The 26,046-nt window shown below is 40.7% G+C and carries 22 protein-coding genes and 1 tRNA gene; 15 read left to right on the top strand and 8 right to left on the bottom strand.

The genetic code is table 11. The annotated features are described in order from the left end of the window. Window positions 1–4: 4 nt before the first annotated feature. Window positions 5–1,870 carry a signal peptide peptidase SppA gene (gene sppA, locus VOI46_RS07435; RefSeq protein WP_324738193.1) on the bottom strand — a complete coding sequence of 622 codons (1,866 nt, stop codon included), beginning with the start codon at window positions 1,868–1,870 and terminating at the stop codon, window positions 5–7. 219 nt (window positions 1,871–2,089) lie between these two features. On the opposite strand from sppA, the gene VOI46_RS07440 reads away from it, so the two are divergent. The 7 genes from VOI46_RS07440 to VOI46_RS07470 all read left to right on the top strand — a co-directional run bounded on the left by VOI46_RS07440 (window position 2,090) and on the right by VOI46_RS07470 (window position 7,547). Beyond that, entirely contained in the window at window positions 2,090–4,051 is a 1,962-nt protein-coding gene (locus VOI46_RS07440) for an NADPH-dependent 2,4-dienoyl-CoA reductase (protein WP_004587851.1), read from the top strand. Window positions 4,052–4,141: 90 nt separating this feature from the next. Further along, window positions 4,142–4,825: a DoxX family protein gene (locus VOI46_RS07445; protein ID WP_004587852.1), complete on the top strand. Its 684-nt coding sequence runs from the start codon at window positions 4,142–4,144 to the stop codon at window positions 4,823–4,825. Window positions 4,826–5,067: 242 nt separating this feature from the next. Then, the gene (locus tag VOI46_RS07450; protein WP_004587853.1) at window positions 5,068–5,616 is read left to right on the top strand and encodes an NAD(P)H nitroreductase; all 549 of its coding nucleotides are present in this window, start codon (window positions 5,068–5,070) and stop codon (window positions 5,614–5,616) included. Between the two features lie 204 nt (window positions 5,617–5,820). Beyond that, a complete protein-coding gene (locus VOI46_RS07455; RefSeq protein ID WP_004587854.1) occupies window positions 5,821–6,198 on the top strand; it encodes a hypothetical protein in 378 nt (125 codons plus the stop codon). 128 nt (window positions 6,199–6,326) lie between these two features. Then, a tRNA-Ser gene (locus VOI46_RS07460) sits at window positions 6,327–6,417 on the top strand. Window positions 6,418–6,470: 53 nt separating this feature from the next. Next, window positions 6,471–6,857: a hypothetical protein gene (locus VOI46_RS07465; RefSeq protein WP_004587855.1), complete on the top strand. Its 387-nt coding sequence runs from the start codon at window positions 6,471–6,473 to the stop codon at window positions 6,855–6,857. Between the two features lie 69 nt (window positions 6,858–6,926). Next, entirely contained in the window at window positions 6,927–7,547 is a 621-nt protein-coding gene (locus VOI46_RS07470; protein ID WP_004587856.1) for an FKBP-type peptidyl-prolyl cis-trans isomerase, read from the top strand. Window positions 7,548–7,815: 268 nt separating this feature from the next. On the opposite strand, the gene VOI46_RS07475 is transcribed toward VOI46_RS07470, so the two are convergent. Together VOI46_RS07475 and VOI46_RS07480 are read right to left on the bottom strand one after the other, a co-directional pair. Beyond that, window positions 7,816–10,197: a TonB-dependent receptor gene (locus VOI46_RS07475; RefSeq protein ID WP_004587857.1), complete on the bottom strand. Its 2,382-nt coding sequence runs from the start codon at window positions 10,195–10,197 to the stop codon at window positions 7,816–7,818. A gap of 124 nt (window positions 10,198–10,321) precedes the next feature. Beyond that, complete coding sequence (locus tag VOI46_RS07480) at window positions 10,322–10,711, bottom strand: YkgJ family cysteine cluster protein (protein WP_004587858.1); 390 nt, start codon at window positions 10,709–10,711, stop codon at window positions 10,322–10,324. A gap of 212 nt (window positions 10,712–10,923) precedes the next feature. On the opposite strand from VOI46_RS07480, the gene VOI46_RS07485 reads away from it, so the two are divergent. From VOI46_RS07485 to VOI46_RS07495, 3 genes are read left to right on the top strand one after another with little or no spacing between them, the layout of a single operon-like run. Further along, window positions 10,924–11,352, top strand: a complete 429-nt coding sequence (locus tag VOI46_RS07485) for a hypothetical protein (RefSeq protein ID WP_004587859.1) — start codon at window positions 10,924–10,926, stop codon at window positions 11,350–11,352. Window positions 11,353–11,391: 39 nt separating this feature from the next. Further along, a complete protein-coding gene (locus VOI46_RS07490; RefSeq protein ID WP_004587860.1) occupies window positions 11,392–11,871 on the top strand; it encodes a hypothetical protein in 480 nt (159 codons plus the stop codon). Window positions 11,872–11,893: 22 nt separating this feature from the next. After that, window positions 11,894–12,496, top strand: coding sequence for a DUF1287 domain-containing protein (locus VOI46_RS07495; protein WP_004587861.1), 603 nt, complete (start codon window positions 11,894–11,896; stop codon window positions 12,494–12,496). A gap of 2 nt (window positions 12,497–12,498) precedes the next feature. On the opposite strand, the gene yfaE is transcribed toward VOI46_RS07495, so the two are convergent. The 5 genes from yfaE to ubiG all read right to left on the bottom strand — a co-directional run bounded on the left by yfaE (window position 12,499) and on the right by ubiG (window position 18,060). Then, a complete protein-coding gene (yfaE, locus tag VOI46_RS07500) occupies window positions 12,499–12,771 on the bottom strand; it encodes a class I ribonucleotide reductase maintenance protein YfaE (protein ID WP_004587862.1) in 273 nt (90 codons plus the stop codon). Next, window positions 12,771–13,901, bottom strand: coding sequence for a class Ia ribonucleoside-diphosphate reductase subunit beta (gene nrdB / locus VOI46_RS07505; RefSeq protein WP_004587863.1), 1,131 nt, complete (start codon window positions 13,899–13,901; stop codon window positions 12,771–12,773). The genes yfaE and nrdB overlap by 1 nt, the downstream gene beginning before the upstream one ends. A 73-nt stretch (window positions 13,902–13,974) precedes the next feature. Further along, window positions 13,975–16,257 carry a class 1a ribonucleoside-diphosphate reductase subunit alpha gene (gene nrdA, locus VOI46_RS07510; protein WP_004587864.1) on the bottom strand — a complete coding sequence of 761 codons (2,283 nt, stop codon included), beginning with the start codon at window positions 16,255–16,257 and terminating at the stop codon, window positions 13,975–13,977. Window positions 16,258–16,669: 412 nt separating this feature from the next. Then, window positions 16,670–17,350: an HAD-IA family hydrolase gene (locus VOI46_RS07515; RefSeq protein WP_004587865.1), complete on the bottom strand. Its 681-nt coding sequence runs from the start codon at window positions 17,348–17,350 to the stop codon at window positions 16,670–16,672. After that, a complete protein-coding gene (gene ubiG / locus VOI46_RS07520; RefSeq protein WP_004587866.1) occupies window positions 17,350–18,060 on the bottom strand; it encodes a bifunctional 2-polyprenyl-6-hydroxyphenol methylase/3-demethylubiquinol 3-O-methyltransferase UbiG in 711 nt (236 codons plus the stop codon). The genes VOI46_RS07515 and ubiG overlap by 1 nt, the downstream gene beginning before the upstream one ends. 178 nt (window positions 18,061–18,238) lie before the next feature. Between ubiG and gyrA the strand changes: the two genes are divergently transcribed. The 5 genes from gyrA to rpsA all read left to right on the top strand — a co-directional run bounded on the left by gyrA (window position 18,239) and on the right by rpsA (window position 25,990). Next, on the top strand, window positions 18,239–20,938 hold the full coding sequence (gene gyrA, locus VOI46_RS07525) for a DNA topoisomerase (ATP-hydrolyzing) subunit A (protein ID WP_282337539.1): 2,700 nt from the start codon (window positions 18,239–18,241) through the stop codon (window positions 20,936–20,938). A gap of 111 nt (window positions 20,939–21,049) precedes the next feature. Continuing rightward, window positions 21,050–22,132 carry a 3-phosphoserine/phosphohydroxythreonine transaminase gene (gene serC / locus VOI46_RS07530; RefSeq protein ID WP_004587868.1) on the top strand — a complete coding sequence of 361 codons (1,083 nt, stop codon included), beginning with the start codon at window positions 21,050–21,052 and terminating at the stop codon, window positions 22,130–22,132. After that, window positions 22,132–23,409 carry a 3-phosphoshikimate 1-carboxyvinyltransferase gene (gene aroA, locus VOI46_RS07535; protein WP_004587869.1) on the top strand — a complete coding sequence of 426 codons (1,278 nt, stop codon included), beginning with the start codon at window positions 22,132–22,134 and terminating at the stop codon, window positions 23,407–23,409. The genes serC and aroA overlap by 1 nt, the downstream gene beginning before the upstream one ends. 107 nt (window positions 23,410–23,516) lie before the next feature. Then, window positions 23,517–24,227: a (d)CMP kinase gene (gene cmk / locus VOI46_RS07540; RefSeq protein ID WP_004587870.1), complete on the top strand. Its 711-nt coding sequence runs from the start codon at window positions 23,517–23,519 to the stop codon at window positions 24,225–24,227. A 95-nt stretch (window positions 24,228–24,322) separates the two neighbouring features. Further along, a complete protein-coding gene (gene rpsA, locus VOI46_RS07545; protein WP_004587871.1) occupies window positions 24,323–25,990 on the top strand; it encodes a 30S ribosomal protein S1 in 1,668 nt (555 codons plus the stop codon). Window positions 25,991–26,046 lie beyond the last annotated feature (56 nt).

Raw genomic sequence — 26,046 nt, forward strand, 5'->3', positions numbered from 1 at the left:
ACTTTTATTGTGCAACGCTACACTCTAAACAACGTGCGTATACACCCTGCGGATCGTTATAATCTTTTAGTTCAGCTACTTCACTACTTAGGCGCTTTATCACCGTATTAATATTAGCTTGAGTGGCTAAAACAGAGGCTGTATCTGTATTTAAGCCAAGCATAGATTTAACGGATGCACTGCCAAAAATATCTTGCAGCATTTTTTCTTGTGGGCTTAGGTCTTGCTTAATTGTTTTCACTTCGTAGTGATTAAGTTTTGCTAGCGCCGCAGCGGCATCAATCGCATCTTGTTTATCACCAAGCTTATCAACTAGGCCAAGCTCTTGTGCTTGTGAAGCAATCCACACACGCCCTTGTGCAATTTTATCAACTTGCTCTGGTGTCATATTGCGCGCATCAGCAACCACATCTATAAAGCGGCTATAAGCTTCTTCAACGCTCATTTGAATAACTTGCGCCATTTTTTCATTAAGCGGGCGAGTAATAGAAAATCCAGCCATTTCTGACGTTGCAACACCATCTGAGTACACACCAATTTCAGATAAAGTATCTTCAAAAGTCATAAATGTACCAAACACACCAATAGAGCCGGTGATAGTACTTGGTGCTGCCCAAATTTCGTTAGCTGCTGAGGCAATCCAATAACCGCCAGATGCGGCAACTGAGCTCATTGATGCGATTACAGGTTTTCCTGCGGCTTTAAGTGCTAATACTTCAGCACGAATAACCTCAGAAGCAAACATACTGCCGCCACCTGAATCAATACGTAAAACAACCGCTTTTACTTTATCATCAAGGCGTGCTTTGCGAAGTAGTGCTGCGGTAGAGTCACCGCCAATTTCACCTGCTTTGCGCTCACCATCAACAATCGTACCTTTAGCAACAACTACGGCAACTTTTTCTGTAATTGGGTTATCAAATTCGATAGGGGGCTTAACTAAGCTTAAGTATTCACGAAAAGACACTTGCTTAAATGTTTTACCGTCTTCTTGTGCGCCAACTAAATCAATGAGTTGTTGGCGAATTTGCTGAGTTGTTTTAAGCGAGTCGACCCATTGATGGTCAAGCGCATATTTACCTGCATCGCCATTTGCCGCCTTCATTTTAGCAAGGTAAGCATCCATGGTTTCGTCAAAGTTAGATTCATCAAAAGGGCGAACTGCAGCAACATCTTGCTTATATTCGCTCCATAATGCACCAAGCCAAACTCGGTTTGCTTCTTTAGCAGCATCAGACATATCGTTACGAATAAACGGCTCTACCGCCGACTTAAACGTACCAACACGGAAAATATGCTGCGTTACTTTAAGTTTTTCTAGTGCTTCTTTAAAGTAAAGTGGATACATTCCATAGCCTTCAATGGCTATCGAACCATAAGGATGCATTGCAATTTCATCGGCATGCGATGCAATATAATATTGCGATTGAGTGTAATAGTAGCCCGATGCAATCACTTTTTTACCCGCTTGCTTAAAGGCATCTAGCGATTTAGTAATTCGCTTTAGCTTATTTAGGTGGGCTTTCGGCATTTCTTGCAAATCTAGTAAGATAACGCTGATGCGCTCGTCATTAGTGGCTTTATCAATCACTTTGACTACATCATCAAGTAAAATTTCACTAGGTGCTTCTGAATTAGACGTTGCATCGTTAATAGCTGCTTCGACAGGGTCTATATATGTTTTTTCTTCCACAATAGGCCCATTAAGATTAAGCCTAAGTACAGAGCCATCTTCTATTATTATTGTATCGTCATCGCTTGATAGCGACATAAAAAATACAACAACCAGTAATAAAAACAAAATGTTGAGTATTAAACGACGAGAAAAGTTTATTCCAGCCCAAATACCTCTAAATACCTTTGCTATCAAAATAGCTCCTTAATTTGGTACAGCTAATACATTAGTTCCATCTTAGCCTAGAATAAAAATAATTTTAACTGCTAAATCGTAACGAAGTGTTTATGAGGTTACATAAATATACGTTTTTAATAGTATTTTTAATTAAATGCAGGCACATATTGCTTATTACTTGCCATTAAAGCAGAATTAGCTAATGTATACAGGTTAGACCAGTTAATGGGGCACAGGATGTTAGAACAACAATTACAATTAAAACACACACAATTACGAAACCGCTTGGTAATGGGCTCAATGCATACAGGCCTTGAAGAGGGCTGGCACAACCGCAAAAGGTTAAGCGCTTTTTACGAGGCGCGCGCTAAAGGCGGCACGGCCATGATCATTACCGGGGGATACAGCCCTAACTTGCGCGGTAAATTAACGCCTATTTCTTCATCATTTAACAGTTATTATGATGTATTTAAACACCGTGCATACACAGGCGCCGTTCATAAACATGGCGGAAAAATATGTTTGCAGCTTTTACATGCTGGTCGATACGCTTATCATCCGTTTAACCAAGCCCCGAGCGCTATTCAAGCGCCTATAAATCCATACAAACCTAAACAAATGTCGTTAGGCTCGATTAAAAAAAACATTAAAGACTTTGCACACTCTGCCTATATGGCAGAAAAAGCAGGTTACGATGGTGTTGAAGTAATGGGCTCTGAAGGTTACTTAATTAATGAATTTATGGCGCCACACACCAATAAGCGCGATGACGAATTTGGTGGCAGCCTAGAAAATAGAATGCGATTGGCGCTTGAAATAGTTAAAGCCGTTAGGGCTAAAGTATCTGATACGTTTTTAATTATTTTTAGATTATCTGTTATGGACCTAATCCCGAATGGCTCAACCCCTGATGAAGTCACTATTCAGGCAAAAGCACTTGAGCAGGCCGGTGTGGATATTTTTAATACTGGCATTGGGTGGCATGAAGCACGCGTGCCGACAATTGCCAGTATGGTGCCTCCTGGAGCATTTAAAGAAGCTTCAAAACGATTAAAGTCAGTGGTGAATGTACCTGTTATAGCTGTAAACCGTATTAATACGCCGGATATAGCCAACCAAATCCTTAATGATAATGAAGCCGATTTAATTTCAATGGCGCGCCCTTTATTAGCCGATCCGGAGTTTTTTAACAAATATCAAAATCAGCAAACTAAACAAATAAATATTTGTATTGGCTGTAACCAAGGCTGTTTAGACCACGTATTTAAAAATAAACGTGCGACTTGTTTAGTTAACCCACAAGCCGCCTTTGAACTTGATTACCCGTTAGATAAAGCTTCTAACGCTAAAAATGTATTAGTTGTTGGCGCGGGCCCTGCTGGGCTCGCGGCAAGTTGTTATTTGGCTGAAAAAGGGCACACAGTAACGCTTATCGATCAAAAAACACAAATGGGTGGCCAATTTAATCTAGCTATGCAAATTCCAGGTAAAGAAGACTTTAATCATACGCTTAGCTACTTTACTAATGAACTTGAAAGGCTCAACGTAAATGTAGAGCTTGGTAAAGCCTACGATGATGCAATGTTACAAAAATACGATGACATCGTATTTGCCACAGGTGTACGCCCGCGTGAAGCTGCAATTGAATGTGCAGACTCTAAGCGTGTATTTGCTTATGATGAAGTTATACGCGGTGAGGTCGAACTGGGCAAATCAATAGCCATTTTAGGTGCCGGCGGTATTGGCTTTGATATGGTTGCTTTTTTAAGTGAGCACAAATCGCAATCTATTCCTGAGTTTAAAAAGCAGTGGGGTATTGAGTGCGAGGCAGAGCCGCACAAAGATGAGCGACAATTATACATGCTAAAACGCAGTGCAGGGCGCTTTGGTAGCGGGCTTGGAAAAACCACAGGCTGGATACATCGTCAAGTTGCTAAGCAACATGGTGTTAAACAAATTGCTGATTGCCAGTACCACAGTTTTGATAAAAACGGCCTTACAGTTACTGTTGCCGGTGAAAAACAAGTACTGCCGGTTGATACGGTTATTGCGTGTATAGGGCAGGTTTCTAATAATGAAGTGCTTGAGCAACACCGCGAAAATGCAAAGGTACATGTTATTGGTGGCGCTAAATTAGCAGCAGCAATTGATGCAAAGCGTGCAATTTTTGAAGCGCTTCAAGTGGCCAGAGCCATTTAACAGTGTTAATAAAATGAAATAATTTACAGTGCCCTCAGGTCTTGTGTGTATAGAGTCCATAACTTAATACACTGACAAAGCAGGCCACACATGAGTAAATTATTTCGTTTGTACAATAAAATCATGGGTAATCTATCGTATGCCGACGGATTTCCCGCGTTACTTTTTCGCTTAATTTTAGCCCCCGTAATGATTATTGCGGGCTTTAATAAATTAGCCCTAAGAGGAGAAACCGACGGTTTTTTTAGCTATTTTCTTGCTGATGCAAGCGTTGTGCAATGGTTTGGCAATAGTGAATGGGGTTTAGGCTTACCATTTCCAGACTTACTTGCCTTTTTAGCAGGCTGGAGTGAATTTTTAGGCGGGTGGTTTTTACTCTTTGGGCTATTTACCCGCTTAGTAAGCATTCCGCTGATGTTTACAATGGTTGTGGCAGCAACAACTGTGCATTGGCATAATGGTTGGTTTGCTATAGCGCCATCAAACCCTACAACCAGTTCAGCTCAAGTACTTGATTGGTTATCAATTCCAGGGGCTAAAGAAAGCCTTGAAAACTCACTAGAAGTACAAGAACGTATAGGTAAAATTAGGGGCATAGTTGAAGAGCACGGATTTACTGATTACTTATATGAAAAAGGTAAACCTTCCATAATAAATAACGGTATTGAATTTTCTGCTATTTATTTTACCATGTTACTTAGCTTGTTTTTTGTAGGTGGCGGTCGCTTTGTTAGTGTTGATTATTGGCTAAGGCGCGCAGTAGTAAAAGAGTAGCAAACAAATTGGTTTAAAAAGGGCGTATAAATATTTTTTATACGCCCTTTTTGTTTGTAACGTGTGTTAAACGCATAGCGCCTCTCTCGGATTTATACAGTGGTATATGAATATTGTTTACGCAGTAATGGCGCTGTAATACGAGAGAATAAGTAGGGTTTTAATAAAATTGATAATTAAGCAGAGTTTATTTTTTAAAGGCATAAATGGTACTCTAACGTTTTGAATTATGAGAGTACGCTATGGATGCTATTGAGCTTTTACTAACCCGCCAATCTGACGCTAAATTAACCGCCCCAGGGCCAAATTCAGAGCAGCTCGATATAATAAAGCAAGCTGCGTTACGGGTGCCTGATCACGGATGTATTGCCCCTTGGCAGTTTATTGTCGTTCAAGGTGATGCCCGCCATAAATTAGGTGAGATATACCATCAAAGCGCCGTTGCTGAGCAGCAAGAAGAAAAAGTGATTAAACGCGCAAAAGAGCTTGTGCTGCGTGCACCGATGATCATTATTGCTATTGCTAAGTATCAAGCCCATCCAAAAGTGCCGCGTATTGAGCAAGTACAAAGCGCCGGTTGCAGTGTACTTGCCATGCAACAAGCCGCATTTGCACAAGGTTTAGGTGGTGTATGGCGTACAGGGTATTTTGCACAAAGCACAGCAGTCAAAAATGCCCTTAATTTAGACGAACAAGATGAAATTGTTGGGTATTTATATTTAGGCACCCCAGAGATTGAGTGCAAAAAGGCAGCTAAGCACAAACCAGATGATTACTTCACTTATTTATAATAAATAATGAACTATTGTAGTTCTGTGCAGTCATATAGCATTAAGGTTGCTGCTGTTAGGCTCGTCCTTTTTTGATTTAGCTGTGAGAAGCGCACGGAAGCAATATAGGTTAACTTTTTCTTCTTCAGTTTGTTTTTTAATCGGTTGTTTTTTGTTAAAGTATGGAAAGTCTTAATAAAAATAACGATAAAGAAGACGAAAACGATGGGAAATTTATTTTTACAAGAAAAAGAGAGTTGGCTGGCATGGTCAATTTGGGGAATAGTGGGTGCTTTTATTACACTTTATGTGGCAATGAGCACGAATACTACACATTTTATAGCTGGCTCTGCTATGGGAATGCTTGTTTTATTAACCTGGTGGATGCAGCAGTCTAAAAGGTTTGATTTTGGTCGGGCCTTTAAAATTTGTTTTTATGTGTTATTGCTTAGTGTATTACCTGCATTTTTATTTGTGGTAGTACCAAGTGATGATTTAAACCGTTTTGATTTAATATTTCAAAGCGTTACATTTTTAGCACTTAGTTTATTACTGTGCTTAATTTGTTCGTGGATTGCACGTAGGCCAAAGCAATATTATTAATAGGGCAATGAGCAATGTAGGTTTTTAGCTATTTGTGGTGGTTTTTTGAACCAAACGCTGTTTTTAGCTAATTATTTACATTTAGGTCTTTACAAGTTGCTCAATACCCCCTATTATTCGCGCCGTACGGAGAGATGGCAGAGTGGTCGAATGCACCGGTCTTGAAAACCGGCATAGGTTTGTAGCCTATCTAGGGTTCAAATCCCTATCTCTCCACCATTATTTAAAAAAACCGCCTTATGGGCGGTTTTTTGCTTTGTGGAGTTTAATAAATGTCAAAAGAAGCAAACCTTACAACATCGCAACGCTTAGTAAAGCATGTACTACTGTGGATTGTATTTGGCTACTGTTATCAAAGCGCGATTAATTTATTAATAAAAATGGCAGCAGATGCACAACCAGACGCAACGCTTATCACCGCCTTTGTGTATGGTATTGGCTTTAACGTATTAACTGCGCATCTTATTACTAAATACGATACGCATTGGCCTGTCATTGGCGCAGCTTTTATTGCTTTAGTTGGTTTAGTATTAGTGCCATTAGTGCTGTTTGGCAGTGGCGGTTTACTAGAGTGGCCATTGCTTGTTGGATTTTTATTCAGTTTACCCCTTTGTAGCTACATAGTTGGCAAAATTAAGGTAAAACACAGTAAAAACTAGCCCCAAACCGGTTTTATTTTATGTTAGCATGTACGCGTCTTTTAACTAACAAAACGTGAAAAACACATTATGTCAGATAATTTTACTACAGATGCTGAAAAAGCAAGTTACGGTATTGGCTTACAAATGGGTGAGCAACTTAAGTCTAACCCTTTTGAAGGCTTAAACCTAAATTCAGTATTTGAAGGCATGAAAGATGCGTACGCTGGTAGCGCTTTTCAAGTTGAGATCCCTGAGATCCAAGCTGCATTTGAAAAAATTAACGAAGAGATCCAAGCGCGTCGTGAAGAAGAAGCAAAAGTACTTTCTGCTGAAGGTATTGCATTCTTAGAAGAAAACGCTAAGCGTCCTGAAATCACTGTTACCGAGTCTGGTTTACAATACGAAGTACTAGCAACAGGCGAAGGCGAAAAGCCAACTGCTGAGTCTACAGTACGTGTTGATTACCACGGTACATTAATTAACGGTACAGTATTTGATAGCTCTTACGAGCGCGGTCAACCAGCTGAATTCCCAGTAGGTGGCGTGATCAAAGGTTGGACTGAAGCTTTACAAATGATGCCAGTAGGCACTAAATGGCGTATTTACGTTCCTCATGAGCTTGCTTATGGTGAACGTGGCGCAGGTGCTGCAATTGCACCTTTCTCAACGCTTGTATTTGACGTTGAGCTACACGAAATCCTTTCTTAATTTAGTTATTAAGTCAGTATTTAAAAAGCCGTGGTCTTGACCGCGGCTTTTTTGTGTCTTGTGGTTTTATAGCAAGCTTTAAAAACGTTAATAATTTAGGCCAATCCGCATAATTAAGTGAGTTATTTTGGGGGAAAGATAAACTTGCTACCTGCGCTACAAACGCTATTACAACAAGTAAATAACCTAGTTAATTAAATGAGTAGGCATAAAAAAACCGCATATAAAATGCGGCTTTAAAATTAACTAAATAAATACCAAAGCGTTATTAAAAATAACCTCTAATACCAAAGCGGAAGTTTCTACCTGGTAGTGGGGCTTTATCTTTTATAAACGAGCTGTGAACAAAGCCAAGTTCGTCTGTAATGTTATCTACATTCAAGTATAACTGCGTATCTATAGCGCCTAAACTTAACTGATAATTAGCTTGAGCATCAACAATTGTGTAGCCGTCGGTTTTAGTTTCATAGGCGCTAATATTATCTTGCTCAAAGTAGTGCGTACCTGTGAGCGTTAGTTGTAAATCGCCTAAATTATATTGTAATTCAGAGCCTAATTTATTTGCTGGTATGCGCGGCAAGTTACCTTCGTCGTCTTTTAGCTTAGCGCGTGTTGAATCACCAAATACTTTAACCATGGCATTAGGGTCAATTTGATAGTGTACATCAAATTCTACACCGTAGAGTTCAGCATCTTTGCTGGCAAACTGATATACGGCAACCGCATCGTCATGAGCGCCAATTGCAGACTCTAAACCATCTTCTTCGTCGTAAACTAATCCAGTATTTTGTTGATAGTAAAAGTTTTTAATATCGTTATAGAAAAAGTTAACTGTGTAACCAAAGTCACCGCTAAAACGTCTAAAGCTAAAATCTAAATTGGTCGATTTTTCTTGTTTAATGTCTTCTGGCTCAAAGTGAACCTCGTTATCTTCAATATGATAGCCAAGGCCTAGCTCGTAAGTACCTGTAGCAATGTGTAATCCGTTTGATAAAAGCTCAGCAGAAAGGGGCGCACGTTCAGAGTGAGATAAGCTAAGTGCTATGCTTTGCCCTGGTGTGTATTGCCAAATAGCACCGGCAGAGGCGCTTACATTAGTAAAGCTTTCACTGTATGCAATGCTTTCTTCTTCGCCTTCGTCATGATCTTCTTCTTCATCGTGATCATGTGCTTGCTCGCTTTCGGTAATTGTGCTTGTTATTTCGTAATCTTCAATACGCGCACCAAGCTCTAGTGTAACATCACCAAATTCACGTTCTTCAAGTAGGTATAACGCATGTGTAGTGGTCACACTTGCAGGAGTAAATGCTTCTTCGCCAATTGCGTCGTAGTCCGATTCGCTATAATGATAGCCCATCATACCGTGCCACTGCGCTAACTTGTGCTCTACATTTAAGCGTGCTTCGGTTGTTTCGTTTTTAAAGGTAGTGCCAATTTCACCGTCTTCAATTTCACTGTGTTTGTAATCAGTGTAGCCAACACGAAGATTAATATTTTCAATCCAGTTGTTATCGAGCGCATAGCTTATAAGGCCTTGCCAACGATCTTGCTCTAGATGTGCATAAACAGACTCTTCTTCCTCTTCATCTGCGTGCTCATCGTGTTCTTCTTCGGTTTCACCTTCATGGTCATGATCATGATGCTCATGCCCAGGAATACCGTAATCGGTTTCAATGCTACCGTAAGAAAAGCCAACCGTTAAATGATCGCCCACATAACTCGTACCCACATTAAATGTGTCGCTATCAATAAAAGTGTTTTCTACAGAGTTATGAGTTTCAACATCACCATCTTCATCTGTAATGTTAAATGTAGGCGTTTCATAGTCATCGCCGCTGCGTTTAGTCCCATCAAAATGAAAGTTAAATCCGTCATTTCCTGTTTCTAGTTTTGCAGCCACGGTATTTGAGTTAGAAAACGTGTCATGGCTGTATTCAGCAGCACCGGTTAAATCATCTAAATTGCTCGTTGGAATACGGTTATCAACCACATTTACCACACCACCAATTGCACCTGAGCCATAAAGTAGGGTGCTTGGACCGCGCAATACTTCAATTTGTTCAGCTGCTAAGCTGTCGCTTGAGGTTGCATGGTCAGGGCCAATGCGTGATGCATCGCTGGCATCTAAACCGTTTTGGGTAATTTTAACGCGAGGGCCATCTAAACCACGGATAATAGGGCTTGATGACACCGGACCAAAGTAACTGGCATTAACACCTGGTAAGCCCTTTAGTGTTTCGCCAAGAGTCGCTTTTGATTTGTTTTTAAGCTCATCACCCGATAAAACGCTCACCGGCGAAATCATTTCTAAGCTATTTTTGTGCAGTGCAGAGGCATATACAACAACGGTTTCTACCGAGGTAGGGGTAAGCGACACCGTCACATTGTTTGAGTTTTCATTTACCGCAATACGCGAGTCTATAAAGTTATCTTTACTTACATGCAATTGACTTTGAGAGTCTACATCAATAGAAAATTCGCCCTGTGCATTGGTTTTTACACCCTGGTCTTTACCATGTACGTGTACAGCTGCGTTTTCAATAGGTTGGTTTTTATCGTCTGTTATTTTACCGGTAACGGTAGCAGCAAGTGCTGAATGAGAACATAAAACAGAAAAAACTGCAGAGGAAATTAATGTTAACTTTGTCATTATCTTAAAGGTTCGCGGTTACTATGTTGTGATATAATATAACACTGCGTTTTTGACTTATCAACAATGTTATACTATAGCTTAATGTTTTTCGATGAATAAACACGCAAATAAGATAAGCTGATTAAGAGCGGCTATCAAGCATAATTATATTAAGCTTATGTTGTGCTCTAGTTTGGTTTTTTACATCGATAGGTTCTATCATTTCGCATTCATCACGTATCATTTCTGACACTAGGCTTGGATAATGGCGGCAATCTTCTGGCCTATCTAGGTAAATGCTACAGGTATACATTGTTTTATGGGAGGGCTCTTTTTTGGGCGCTATTTCTAAAAAGGGGCAAGTGGAGAGTCGCATTTGCGTTTTTGGATCAAACCAAATTTCATCATCTTTAACATATTGATAAATCTCTGGGTTAAACAGTGCCCACATTTCAATTTCTTGTACGGTTGCACTTAAATCGCCCCCACCGTATTTAATACAGCATTTACCGCATTGGTTGCACTCTTTCATTTTTAGCCAGTATATTAGGTGTCCATTAGTTTCTCAGTGTATCACTGTAACTAACGTGGATTACTTTTTTATATATAATTTTAAAACCACACTTTTAATTCCAACCCGCTATCTATTAATAATGTATTATTACACCTAAATAATTAGCCCTTCTAATAAGATTAGCGCGCCTCTAAATAGTTAGTTTAGTGACCAGTTAAGGATAGTTCCTGATGATGAACACCAAAGTATATAAAGCAGTACATGATTTAGCAGAGCAACTGATGGAAGCTGCAAATAGAAACGACCGTAAAAGGTTTGAATTATTATTTTCTAGCCTCAAAGCTATTTGTGAAGAAAACGAGAATACTTCAAAAGATCACCCTGTACAGTGGGAAACCTTAGCTGATTTTACCGAAGAACTTGAAGAGGCAATTACCACATATGAAAAAGCGCTACAGAAGTCGGTTGCAATTAATAACAAAGATCATATGTCGTCGGTTGCTTATTCAATGGCAACTCTACAAATAGAGCTTGGACAAAAAAATGAAGCGATTAAAAGCCTAAAAAATGCCAAGGTCAGCGCTAATAAAATTGAAGATAAAGCGCTTAAAGCTGAAATTCATGATTTACTTGAGTCACTGACTGAAGAAGAAGGTTAATTAAGCCTAGTTAGTCGCGATTTTAATGAGGTTTGGAATATGGATATATTAACCGCAATCGAGCAATGGATTGATGAGGTAAATCATAAATATAAATACAAACGGGTGTGCTGCACTCAATTTGCAGCACAGTTTGCAGGTTTTTACCCAACTGAGTTTTTGGAAAATGCCTTTTATGTTGTAATCGATGAAATACCCAAGCCCGATTTTGCTGCTTTACGTGCCATGGGGCTGGGTGATTTTATTGATATGAAAGTCAGCGGCATAACTTATAAAAATACTTACTACTTGTTGTCGACAAGTGTTGATAACTTGCGCGTACATTTTCATGAATTAGTGCATGTATTGCAGTGGCAAAATCTTGGTGCTTTAGCCTTTATAGAGCGCTATATGAATGAAATTAAGCACTTTGGTTATCACAATGCACCGCTTGAAATTATGGCTTATGCGCTCGATACTCACTTTATAAATTCAGGCGAGAAAATAAATGTGCCTGAGTATGTACTGGATGCATTATAAATTTTTTTACAAGGAACAGAATATGGCTAATGTATGGTTATATTTTAGTGTATTAGCGCCTTTTAGTGCGTTAGCTAATTCATTTGAAGAAGACATAACTGCTGCATTAATACAGCGAACAACACACCAAGTTACGTATGATGGGAGTTATCGTTCAATAAGTTACCCAGGTGGTGACGTGCCAAGTAATATTGGTGTGTGTACCGATGTGATTATTCGTGCTTATCGCCAGTTAGGTATAGATTTACAACAGTTAGTACACGAAGACATGCGTGACAATTTTACTCTGTACCCCTCAAAGCGTATTTGGGGGCTGACCAAACCCGATAAAAATATAGACCACCGAAGAGTGCCTAACTTACAAACCTACTTTAAAAGACAGGGTCGTGCGTTAGTATTATCTGATAGCCCTGAAGAGTATAAAACAGGTGATATAGTGACTTGGATGTTACCGGGTAACCTGCCACATATAGGGATGGTAGTTAATGAGCGTTCAGTACAAACTGGCAATCCATTAATTGTACATAACATTGGCCGCGGGGCAGAAAAAACCGATATGCTTTTTGATTATAAAATCACAGGGCATTACCGGTTTGAACCACAGCATTTGAATAAAACGCAGTAAATTTATTTTAAATTAATACTTATATTACCGTTTGGCTTACAACAGCACAGCAGTATTTCTCCCTCGCGTACAAACGCTAAAGGCTCTTCGTTATAGTGAACTTGGCCTGAGACTAACGTGGCTCTGCACGCGCCACAATAACCTTCGCGGCATTGATACGCTACGTCTATTTTTTGGTTTTCTAAGCAATGTAAAACAGAAGGGCAGCCAGTGCTAAATTCTATACACTGGCTGTTATCTGCAAGCGTTATACTTGCAGTGGGTTTGTCACTCATTATAAATCAAAGTCACCAAATTCTGAGGCATCTACTTGTGAGTCAATTTGACCTACAAGGTATGAGCTAATTTCAGCTTCTTGCGGTGCAACTTGCACATTGTCAGACACAAGCCATGAGTTGATCCATGGAATTGGGTTACTGTTGTTTTCAAATTGCGCAGGCAGGCCAATGGCGGTCATACGTGCGTTGGTGATGTATTCAACATACTGACATAAAATGTGTTTGTTTAAACCAATCATAGAGCCATCTTTGAATAAGTACTCTGCCCATTCTTTTTCTTGCTCTGCGGCTTCAACAAACATTTTAATGGCTTCTTCACGGCACTGCGCGGCAACAATCGCCATTTCAGGGTCGTCTTTACCGTCTTGCATAATGTTTAAAATATGCTGCGTACCGGACAGGTGAAGCGCTTCATCACGTGCGATTAGCTTGATGATTTTAGCGTTACCTTCCATTAACTCACGCTCAGCAAAGGCAAACGAACACGCAAAGCTGACATAAAAACGAATGGCTTCAAGAATATTTACCGACATCATGGCAAGGTAAAGTTTCTTTTTAAGATCAAATAAGCTAATCACAACGGTTTGACCGTTAATTTCGTGCTTGCCTTCGCCATACAGGTTATAAAGCGACACGCCATTGATTAAATCATCGTAGTAGGTGGTTACCGCATCAGCACGTTCGCTAATTTTTTCGTTACTAACTATGTCATCAAAAATAAGTTCTGGTGACTGTGTAACGTTACGAATAATGTGGGTGTAAGAGCGACTGTGAATAGTTTCACTAAATGCCCACGTTTCTATCCATGTTTCTAGCTCAGGAATAGACACGATAGGGAGTAGGGCAACGTTTGGCGAGCGGCCTTGTACACTATCAAGCAGCGTTTGATATTTTAAGTTACTTAAAAATATGTGCTTTTCGTGCTCTGGCAATGCTTGAAAGTCTAAACGGTCTTTACTTACGTCAACTTCTTCTGGACGCCAAAAAAACGAAAGTTGCTTTTCAATCAATTTTTCAAAAATAGGGTATTTTTGTTGATCGTAACGCGAAACGTTAACGGTTTGGCCAAAAAACATTGGCTCTTGCATTTGATCATTATGGTTACGACTAAAAGTAGTATAAGACATGTCTATCACTCAAAAAACTATCACTAAAACTATCAGGACAAAGCGGGCAAAGAGCCCGCTTTAAGTTTAACTATTAAATTTTACACGCGCCGCCTGCACAATCATCATCTTCCACTTCTGGAGTGTCGTCTTGTGCATCTGATGCGCCATCGCGGGTGTTATGGTAGTAAAGTGTTTTAACACCAAGCTTGTATGCACCTAGTAAGTCTTTTAATAAGACTTTCATAGGTACTTTACCGCCTTCGTATTTGTTTGGATCATAATTAGTATTGGCCGAAATAGTTTGGTCAATAAACTTTTGCATTATGCCCACTAACTGTAAGTAACCATCGTTTGATGGAATATCCCACAGTAGCTCGTAGTTATCTTTTAAGCGTTCGTACTCAGGAACTACTTGTTTTAAAATACCGTCTTTACTTGCTTTAACGCTAATGTGACCACGTGGTGGCTCAATACCGTTAGTTGCGTTAGATATTTGCGACGAAGTTTCTGAAGGCATTAATGCGCTAAGTGTTGAGTTACGCATGCCGTGATCTTTAATGCTGGCACGTAACGAATCCCAATCTAAGTGCAGTGGCTCATCACAAATTTTATCTAAGTCACGTTTGTACGTATCAGTTGGCATAATACCTTGAGAGTACGTTGTTTCGTTAAACTTAGGACACGCTCCACGCTCTTTAGCCAGTTCGTTTGATGCCTTCATTAAGTAGTATTGAATTGCTTCAAACGTTTTGTGAGTCAGTGCATTAGCACTGCCATCTGAGTAACGCTTACCATTTTTAGCAAGGTAGTACGCGTAGTTAATTACGCCTATTCCTAACGTACGACGGCCCATAGTGGCATTACGTGCAGCCGGTACTGGGTAGTCTTGGAAATCAAGTAAGTTATCAAGTGCACGTACTGCAAGCTCTGCAAGCTCTTCAAGTTCATCAAGTGACTCAATAGCGCCTAGGTTAAATGCAGATAGCGTACAAAGTGCAATTTCGCCTTCTTCATCGTTTACGTTATTTAACGGCTTAGTTGGTAATGCAATTTCTAAACATAAGTTAGATTGGCGAATTGGCGCCACTTTAGAAATAAACGGGCTGTGCGTATTACAGTGATCCACATTTTGTAAATAAATACGACCTGTGCTGGCACGCTCTTGTGCGAACATTGAGAAAAGCTCAATCGCTTTAATACGCTTTTTACGAATAGACTCGTCTTGCTCGTATTTTACGTATAACGCATCAAACTCGTCTTGGTCTTCAAAGAATGCATCGTAAAGGCCAGGCACATCTGATGGGCTAAATAGCGTAATGTAGTCGTCTTTAATTAAACGAGAATACATTAGTTTATTAAACTGTACGCCGTAATCTAAATGACGAACACGGTTATCATCAACACCACGGTTATTTTTAAGTACCAGTAGGTTTTCTACTTCTAAATGCCAAAGCGGGTAGAATAACGTTGCAGCACCGCCACGTACGCCACCTTGCGAGCAGCTTTTAACCGCTGTTTGAAAGTGCTTATAAAAAGGAATACAACCTGTGTGGTACGCCTCGCCATTACGGATATGGCTACCTAATGCACGAATACGGCCAGCGTTAATACCAATACCTGCACGTTGTGAAACGTACTTAACAATGGCAGATGATGTGGCGTTAATTGAATCAAGGCTGTCGCCACATTCAATAAGTACACACGAGCTAAACTGACGTGTAGGTGTACGCACACCCGACATAATTGGCGTAGGTAAAGAGATTTTAAACGTTGATACTGCATCGTAAAAACGTTTGATGTAGTCAGTACGCGTTTCGCGCGGGTAGTCAGAAAATAAACTCGCAGCCACTAAGATATATAAAAACTGAGCGCTTTCGTAAATTTCACCTGTTACGCGGTTTTGTACCAGGTATTTACCTTCAAGCTGCTTTACTGCTGCGTAGCTAAAGTTAAGATCGCGCGAATGATCAAGATAAGCATCTAGCTCATCAAGCTCTTGCTCTGTGTAATCAACGAGTAAGTGAGCGTCGTAGCGTTTGTCTTCAACCATTTTTGTAACATGGTCAAATAAACGTGGAGGCTCAAACTGGCCATACGCTTTTTTACGTAAGTGGAATACAGCTAAGCGGGCAGCTAAGTACTGGTAGTCAGGCGACTCTTTTGAAATTTGATCGGCTGCTGCTTTAATGATGGTTTCGTGAATGTCTTTTGTACGAATACCGTCGTAAAATTGAATGTGTGACTTTAATTCAACCTGTGAAACCGATACGTTGTTTAAACCTTCGGCGGCCCATTCAATAACGCGATGGATCTTATCAAGATCTAAAGGCTCTTTACGCCCGTCACGCTTGCTTACAGATAACTGTTGGTTCATAGCTTTGCCTGTATTCCTTGGGAATTGTGTATTTTGACCAATGCTTTATACCTCGCTAAAGCAAGGTACGTATTCATTTATTATAAGTTTCACCGTATTGGCGAATTTAATTGAATAACATTTGGCCACAATATCTGGTGTTGTTCAATTTAGAGATCACAAGATAGTGTGGTCTGAGCTGATTTGCAAGGGACATAATTGCACCTATTTGTGGATAACTTTGGGATAACGTATTTGTGTTAGTAGTCACTCACCTTCGAACAATCATTTAAGTTGAAATAGCTAAAAATCAACTAATGATCTGCTAAATTTACTCATTTTGAAAATAAATTTCGACTGCTTTTTTTATCAACAAGCTTTGCATAAAAACTAACACAATCACAATATATAGTGTTTAAAAGTTTACATGGCACTATATATGGTTAAAAGCATCAATAGGGCTGTGCCAGTTAAAATCGGCTTCCCAGCCCTTGGCCTCATCAATACTTGGTATATAGCCCCAAAGCGCTGTTGCTGTGTGCATACCTGCGGCTTTACCTGCTTCTATATCACGTTGAGCATCACCTATGTATAAACAACGCTTAGGATCTACGTTCATCAGTTTTGTACAGTGTAGTAAGGGTAAAGGTGATGGTTTAGCCTCGGTGAGGGTATCGCCACTGATCACAACGTGTGCATTTTTTAAAGCGGGTATAGCAGCCACTAATGGATCGGTTAAAAACCCTGGCTTATTAGTCATTATTCCCCATTTTATACCTTGGTTCTCAAGGGCTATGAGTAATGATTCTATGCCTTCAAAGCAGCGGGTGTGTGTCGCTAGGTTTTGGCTGTAGTGGCTGACTAATTGTTTTATTCGTTCAGTTTGTGGTTGCGATGCCCATTGCGCTTTAAAGCCAAGTTCAAGTAGTGCGCCGGCGCCATTAGACGCTACTTTTCTATAAGCCTCAGGCGTAACTTGCGCAACACCTTCAATTTTAAGTACAGCATTTAAAGCAGCACCTAAATCGTCTGCTGTATCAAGCAAGGTGCCATCTAAATCAAATAAGAAAGCGTCGTACTCAAAAGGAGTTAAGGGGGTATGAGAGCTAGCCATTATGCTAACTTCTCAAAATGAAGAATGTAATTAACACTCACATCTGTATTTAATGAATACTGCTTAGAAAGCGGGTTGTAGCCTAGGCCAGCACTGGCACGTACTTTTAAACCGGCTTGTTCAGCCCATGCAATAAGTTGTGCAGGTTTGATAAATTTGTTGTGATCGTGTGTGCCCTCAGGCACCATTTTTAACAGCTTTTCAGCACCTACAATAGCAAACAAGTAAGCTTTAGGCGTTTTATTTAGGGTTGAGAAAAACACATCAGCCCCTGGCTTGGCAAGCTCTGCGACTGCATGAATAATAGAAGCAGGGTCAGGTACATGCTCTAGCATTTCCATACAGGTTATTACATCAAAGCGAGCAGGGTGCTGGGTTGCAAATTCTTCTGCAGGTACTTTTATATAGTCAACATTTACACCGGTTTCTAGGCTATGAAGCTTTGCTACGGTGAGTGGCTCTTGCCCCATGTCTATACCGGTTACGTGTGCGCCCATGCGTGCCATGCTTTCGCTAAGAATGCCGCCACCACAGCCTACATCGAGTGTTTCTTTATCAAATAAGCCTTGGGTTTTGTTAGCCACAAAGTCTAATCGTAATGGGTTAATTTCGTGAAGAGGTTTAAACTCTCCGTCTTGGTCCCACCATCGCTCTGCAATGGCTTCAAATTTTGCTATTTCTGCGTTATCTACATTTTGATGTTCGGTCATAAAATACTTCCTCGTCAATCTGAGGCCATTATATAGGGCTAAATTGATAAATCGCAAAGTTTTGCGCCTGTAAATTTAAATTAATTGTGATAGCATGGTCGCTTAGAAATAATAACAAATACTCTTGGCGCCTAATACCGGGTTGCTAAGAGCTGATACTGAAGGAATGTGATATCAAATGACTGATCTCGCCAATGAAATTCTGCCAGTCAATATTGAAGACGAGTTAAAAAACTCCTACCTTGATTACGCAATGAGCGTAATTGTAGGACGTGCATTACCAGACGTACGTGATGGTTTAAAACCTGTTCACCGCCGCGTTTTGTTTGCAATGAACGAGCTTAGTAATGACTGGAATAAGCCTTACAAAAAATCGGCCCGTGTGGTCGGTGACGTAATCGGTAAATACCACCCACACGGCGACAGTGCAGTTTATGACACCATCGTGCGTATGGCACAGCCATTCTCACTACGTTATATGCTTGTAGATGGCCAAGGTAACTTCGGTTCGGTTGATGGTGATTCAGCAGCGGCAATGCGTTATACAGAAGTACGTATGGCAAAAATGTCGCATGAGTTATTAGCCGATCTTGAAAAAGAAACGGTTGATTTCGTTCCTAACTACGACGGTACCGAACAAATTCCTGACGTTTTACCAACCAAAGTGCCTAACTTACTTGTTAACGGTTCTTCAGGTATTGCGGTAGGTATGGCAACAAACATTCCACCACATAACTTAACTGAAGTGGTTAATGGTTGTTTAGCGCTTATTCAAAACCCTGATTTAACGATTCATGAATTAATGGATTACATTCCGGGTCCTGATTTCCCAACGGCTGCCATTATTAATGGTAAAAAAGGCATTGAAGATGCTTATTTAACCGGCCGTGGTAAAGTGTACATGCGTGCACGCGCCGACATCGAAACCGATGAAAAAACAGGCCGCGAAACCATTATCGTGCACGAAATTCCTTATCAGGTTAACAAAGCACGCTTAATTGAAAAAATTGCTGAGCTTGTTAAAGATAAAAAAATTGAAGGCATTAGCGCACTACGTGATGAATCAGATAAAGACGGTATGCGTATCGTTATTGAGATCAAACGTGGTGATGTAGGTGAAGTTATCCTCAACAACTTATATTCACAAACTCAGTTACAAACTGTGTTTGGTATGAATATGGTTGCATTAATTAATAACCAACCTAAGTGTTTCAACTTAAAAGAAATGCTTGAAGAGTTTGTTATTCACCGCCGTGAAGTGGTTACACGCCGTACCGTATTTGATTTACGTAAAGCGCGCGACCGTGCTCATACCCTTGAAGGTTTAGCAATTGCGCTTGCCAACATTGACCCAATTATTGAGCTTATTCGTAAATCGCCAACCCCAGCTGAGGCTAAAGTAGCCTTAACAGCTCGCCCATGGGATTTAGGTAACGTACAAGTTATGCTTGAAAAAGCAGGCGAAGACAACGTAGCACGCCCAGATTGGCTGGCAAGTGAGCTGGGTATTCGCGATGGTCAGTACTATATTTCTGAGCAGCAAGCACAAGCAATTCTTGATTTACGTTTACACAAACTAACCGGTCTTGAGCATGAAAAAATCTTAGCAGAGTACCAATCGCTGTTAGATTTAATTGCTGAGCTACTACACATTTTAGGTAGCCCTGAGCGTTTAATGGAAGTTATTCGTGATGAGTTAGTAGAAATTAAAGAGCAATATGGTGATGAGCGTCGTACAGAAATTAACGCGGCAGCGCACGATATTAGCCTTGAAGATTTAATTAACGAAGAAGATGTTGTTGTGACCCTATCACACGAAGGTTACGTTAAGTATCAGGCATTGTCTGATTACGAAGCGCAGCGCCGTGGTGGTAAAGGTAAGTCAGCAACGAAGATGAAAGATGAAGATTTCATTGAGCGTCTTTTAGTGGCTAATACCCACGATACCATTTTATGTTTCTCTACTGCGGGTCGTTTGTATTGGCTTAAAGTATACCAGTTACCACTGGCTAGTCGCGCCGCTCGCGGTAAGCCAATTGTTAACTTACTGCCACTTGAAGATGATGAACGCATCACTGCTATCTTACCTGTACGCGAGTACGAAGAAGATAAATACATTTTCATGGCAACTGCATTTGGTACTGTGAAGAAAACACCACTAACGGCATACAGCCGTCAACGTGCAAGCGGTATTATTGCGGTAAACCTTAACGAAGGCGATAGCCTAATTGGGGTTGATATTACCGACGGTAGCAACGAAATTATGTTGTTTACTGATGCAGGTAAAGTGGTTCGCTTTAAAGAAGCGGAAGAGTCTGCTGTTGTTGATGAAAACGGCAACCCAGTACTTGATGAAGAAGGCAACCCTGAAATTCGTTTCAAAGGTGTTCGCCCTATGGGTCGTACTGCTACCGGTGTTCGTGGTATTAAGATGGCCGACGACCAACGCGTAGTGTCGTTAATTGTGCCTAAGTCTGACGGTGCTATTTTAACTGTGACTGAAAATGGTTACGGTAAACGTACTCAACTTGAAGATTACCCATCTAAGAGCCGTGCAACACAAGGTGTTGTATCTATTAAGGTGAGTGAGCGTAATGGCGCAGTAGTTGGCGCTGTACAAGTTGACGACAACGACGAAATAATGATTATTTCAAACCGTGGTACGCTAGTACGTACCCGCGTTAATGAAGTATCGACGGTTGGACGTAACACCCAAGGTGTTATTTTGATCAGAACTATTGACGAAGAGCAAGTAGTTGGTTTACAACGTATCGAAGAGATTGAAGTTACAGACAGTGACTTAGTTGATATTGAAGACGTTGAAACGGTTGATACAGTAAATGAAGAAGCAACGGATGATAATCCACCTTCTGAATAACTGAAATTGAAAAAGCGGCCAAGGCCGCTTTTTTTTAATCATGTTGAAAAAAATTAATAATCCTTTTTTGTTTATCAAAAGAGTTTAAATTACTGGAATGAGGCAAAGGTAATGAGTAAATATAATTTTTGTGCGGGGCCAGCTATGCTTCCACAAGCTGTTATGCAAAAAGCACAAAAAGAATTTTTAGACTGGCAAGACTTAGGCGTATCTGTGATGGAAATTAGCCATCGTAGTAAAGATTTTTTAGCGCTTACTGCAAAATGCGAAGCCAGCCTTCGTCGTTTAATGAACATTAGCGATGAATTTGAAGTGTTATTTATGCACGGTGGTGGCCGCGGTCAATTTAGTGCTGTGCCTTTAAATTTACATCAAAATGGTAAAACAGCGGTTTACTGCGAGAACGGCGTTTGGTCTAAAAGTGCCACTGACGAAGCTAATAAATTTACTCAAACCCACTCAATCAACGTTAGAAATGACGCAAACGGGCTGTTTTCTATAAAAGAAGTGGCGCAGTGGGACTTACCTGCAGATGCATCTTACATTCACTACTGCCCAAATGAAACGGTAGACGGCTTAGAGATTTTTGATGTGCCTAGTCACCCAACGGCACCTATTATTGCTGATATGTCGTCGACTATTTTGTCGCGCGAAATTGACGTAAATAAATTTGATTTAATTTATGCCGGTGCACAAAAAAATATAGGTCCATCAGGTATAGCTATTGTTATTGTGCGCAAAACATTACTTGAGCGTGAAGGTTTAGCTAAACCAGGCATTTTAGATTACGCACTTGAAGCAAAACAAGGCAGCATGTTTAATACACCGCCTACTTTTGCATGGTATTTAGCAGCCGAAGTATTTGAATGGCTAGAGAAAAACGGTGGCGTTAAGGCAATGGAAGCACAAAATATTGCTAAAGCTAAGCTGCTTTATGACTTTATTGATGAATCGCCTTTTTATACTAATAAAGTAGCGACGCATTGTCGTTCGCGTATGAATGTACCGTTTTGGCTAAACGATGAAAGCTTAAACGAAAAGTTTGTAACGCAATCTAAAGAAGCCGGCTTACTTGCCCTAGAAGGACACAGAATTGTAGGCGGTATGCGCGCAAGTATTTATAACGCAATGCCACTTGCAGGTGTGCAAGCCTTAGTTGACTTTATGGCGGCATTTGCACAGGAGCACAGCTAATGGAACAACTTCGTTTAGAGCCTATTTCTCGTGTAAATGGCAGTGTTACCTTACCAGGGTCTAAAAGCCTATCAAACCGTATTTTATTATTAGCAGCGCTGGCTCAAGGGACTACCGTTGTAGAAAACCTGTTAGATAGCGATGATATTCGCCATATGTTGGGTGCATTAAAACTACTAGGTGTTAACGTAACGCTTAATGATGATCGCACTGTAGCCACCGTAGAAGGGGTTGGCGGTGTATTTAAAACCCCAAGTGAACCTTTATTTTTAGGCAATGCAGGTACAGCGTATCGTCCTTTAACCGCGGTACTCGCTGCTGTAGCTGGGGAATATGAGCTTATAGGTGAGCCGCGCATGGAAGAGCGCCCAATAGGGCACTTGGTCGATGCGCTACAAGCACTTGGCGGCGATATTACCTACACAAAACATAAAGACTACCCACCACTAAAAATAATTGGTGGGCAAATTAAAGGCGGTACTGTTGAAATTGATGGCAGTATTTCTAGCCAATTTTTAACAGCATTGCTAATGGCTGCCCCTTTATTTAGTGGTGATACGCAAATTACCATTAAGGGTACTTTGGTATCTAAGCCTTACATTGATATTACGTTAGATGTAATGGCGCGTTTTGGGGTGACAGTTGAGCACAGCGACTATACAACATTTAAAGTTAAAGGCGGCCAACAATACCAATCACTAGAGCGTATTATGGTGGAGGGTGATGCATCATCAGCGTCTTACTTTGTTGCGGCAGCGGCTATTGCCGGTGGCGAAATTGAAATTAAAGGCGTAGGCGCTAAATCAGTTCAAGGTGATATTGGTTTTGCTAAAGTGATGGAACAAGTTGGTGCTGAAATAAAATGGTATGACGAGCGTTTAGTTGTTCGCAAAGGTGAATTAAAAGGTGTAGATATTGACGCTAACGCTATCCCTGATGCGGCAATGACACTTGCTACGGTTGCTTTATTTGCTAAAGGGCCTACAGCTATTCGCAATATTTATAACTGGCGTGTAAAAGAAACCGACCGTTTATATGCTATGGCAACTGAACTTCGTAAAGTGGGTGCCGAGGTTGTAGAGGGTGAAGATTTTATCGAAATTACACCACCGAGTGCATTCAATGATGTGGCTATAGATACGTATGACGATCACCGCATAGCGATGTGTTTTGCAATGGTTGCCGTAGGCGGAAAGCCTATTACAATCAACGATCCTAAGTGTACATATAAAACTTTTCCAACCTTTTTCAAGGTTTTAGCATCAGTGAGTGAGTAGGCTTTTTATAAATAATTATAAAAAGTTACACACTAAAGCGGATCTATTTGCAGAAGTGACGTATAATATCGCGGTTTTATTTAGGTGTGCATTGCAGGAGGTTTTAAATGCAGGCGTTATTAATGCCCGTAATCACCGTTGATGGCCCAAGTGGTTCAGGTAAAGGAACTGTTTGTCGCTTGTTAGCCGACAAATTGGGGTGGGATGTATTGGATAGCGGCGCAATTTACCGTGTATTATCCCTTGCCGCACTTCATCACCAAATAGCATTAGACAACGAAGAAGCGCTTGTCCCGCTTGCTGCAAACTTAGATGTGCAGTTTTTGGTTGATAGCCAAACTAATGCTGGAAAAGTTATTTTAGAAGGCGAAGATGTAACCTCGACAATTCGTAATGAAGAGGTTGGGGCAGCTGCTTCAAAAGTGGCTGCATTACCCCGTGTACGTGAAGCGTTACTTCGACGCCAGCGTGCGTTTAAAACCGAACGGGGCTTAATTGCTGATGGCCGAGATATGGGCACCGTGGTTTTTCAAGACGCACCATTGAAAATATATTTAACCGCTAGTGCACAAGAACGCGCGCGCAGACGTTATGTTGAGTTGAATGAGCGCGGCCTTGATGTTACACTAAGTGGTCTATTACAGGACATTCAAGCTCGTGATGAGCGCGATATGAATCGCACCGTTGCGCCGCTTGTTCCTGCTGATGATGCAATTGAAATAGACACAAGCGAGCTTAACGCTCAGCAAGTGTTTGATAAAGTTATAACTTTAGTAGATATTGCTATCTCACAAGGCAAGCTTCCTAAACGAAGCTAAACACATTTTATGCACCAGCAGGACGCCAGTGCTATTTTAACAACCCCATGCAGCATGGTTGCTTATTGGTATTAATATATGAGACGTATATTCGTATGTCAGAAAATTTTGCGCAGTTATTTGAAGAAAGCTTAAAGGGTTTTGAAGCAGAGCAAGGCTCTATTGTTAAAGGTACAGTAATCTCTATCGAGAATAACATTGTACTTGTAGATGCTGGTCTTAAATCAGAAAGTGCTATCCCTGCAGAGCAGTTCAAAAATGCTGCTGGTGAACTAGAAGTTGCTGTAGGCGACGAAGTAGATGTTGCACTAGATGCAATCGAAGACGGTTTCGGTGAAACTATCCTTTCTCGTGAGAAAGCGAAGCGTCACGAAGCGTGGATCCGTCTTGAGAAAGCATGTGAAGAGCAAGAGACTGTTACTGGTGTTATCAACGGTAAAGTTAAAGGCGGTTTCACAGTTGAAGTTGATTCAATCCGTGCTTTCCTACCTGGTTCACTTGTTGATGTTCGTCCAGTACGTGACACAACTCACCTTGAAGGTAAAGAGCTTGAATTTAAAGTAATCAAGCTTGACCAAAAACGTAACAACGTTGTTGTTTCACGTCGTGCAGTTATCGAATCTGAAAACTCACAAGAACGTGAAGAGCTTCTTGCTAACCTTGTTGAAGGTCAAGAAGTTAAAGGTATCGTTAAGAACCTTACTGACTACGGTGCATTCGTTGACCTTGGTGGTGTTGATGGTCTACTACACATCACTGATATGGCGTGGAAGCGTGTTAAGCACCCTTCAGAAATCGTTAATGTTGGCGACGAAATCGCAGTTAAAGTTCTTAAATTCGACAAAGATAAAACTCGTGTATCTCTAGGCCTTAAACAGCTTGGCGAAGATCCATGGGCAGCTATCGCTGGTCGTTACCCAGAAGGTTCTAAGCTTTCTGGTCGTGTAACTAACCTTACTGATTACGGTTGCTTCGTAGAAATCGAAGAAGGCGTTGAAGGTCTAGTTCACGTTTCTGAAATGGATTGGACTAACAAGAACATCCACCCTTCAAAAGTTGTTTCACTAGGTGACACTGTTGAAGTTATGGTTCTTGAAATCGACGAAGAACGTCGTCGTATTTCTCTTGGTCTTAAGCAATGTATTGCTAATCCTTGGCAGGAATTTGCTCGTCTACAAAACAAAGGCGACCAAGTTACTGGTAAGATCAAATCAATCACTGACTTCGGTATCTTTATCGGTCTTGACGGTGGTATTGATGGTCTTGTACACCTTTCAGACATTTCTTGGAACACGCCTGGCGAAGAAGCTGTACGTGAATTCAAGAAAGGCGACGAAATCACTGCTATCGTATTGCAAGTTGACCCAGAGCGTGAACGTATCTCTCTAGGTGTTAAGCAAATCGAAGCTGACCCGTTCAATAACTACCTTGATGCAAACAAAAAAGGTGCTATTGTTAAAGGTAAAGTGACTGAAGTTGATGCGAAAGGCGCAACTGTAGAGCTTATCGAAGGCGTTGAAGGTTACATCCGTGTAGCTGATATCGCTCAAGAGCGCGTTGAAGATGCAACGACTGTTGCTTCTGTAGGCGACGAAATCGAAGCTAAATACGTTGGCGTTGATCGTAAGAACCGCACTTTAAGCTTATCTGTTAAAGCTCTTTTCGAAGCAGAAGAGAAAGAAGTACTAGAGAAGCTTAAGAAAGAAGAGCCAGTGTTTGAAAACGCAATGGCAGCTGCTTTCGCAAATGCACAAAAAGACTAATTACTAATTAGTTTTTAATTGGAAGGGCAGTTTTGCCCTTCCACTATTCTCTTTAA

Source organism: Pseudoalteromonas sp. CuT4-3, from assembly GCF_035666335.1.
In the GTDB taxonomy this organism is placed as follows: domain Bacteria; phylum Pseudomonadota; class Gammaproteobacteria; order Enterobacterales; family Alteromonadaceae; genus Pseudoalteromonas; species Pseudoalteromonas atlantica.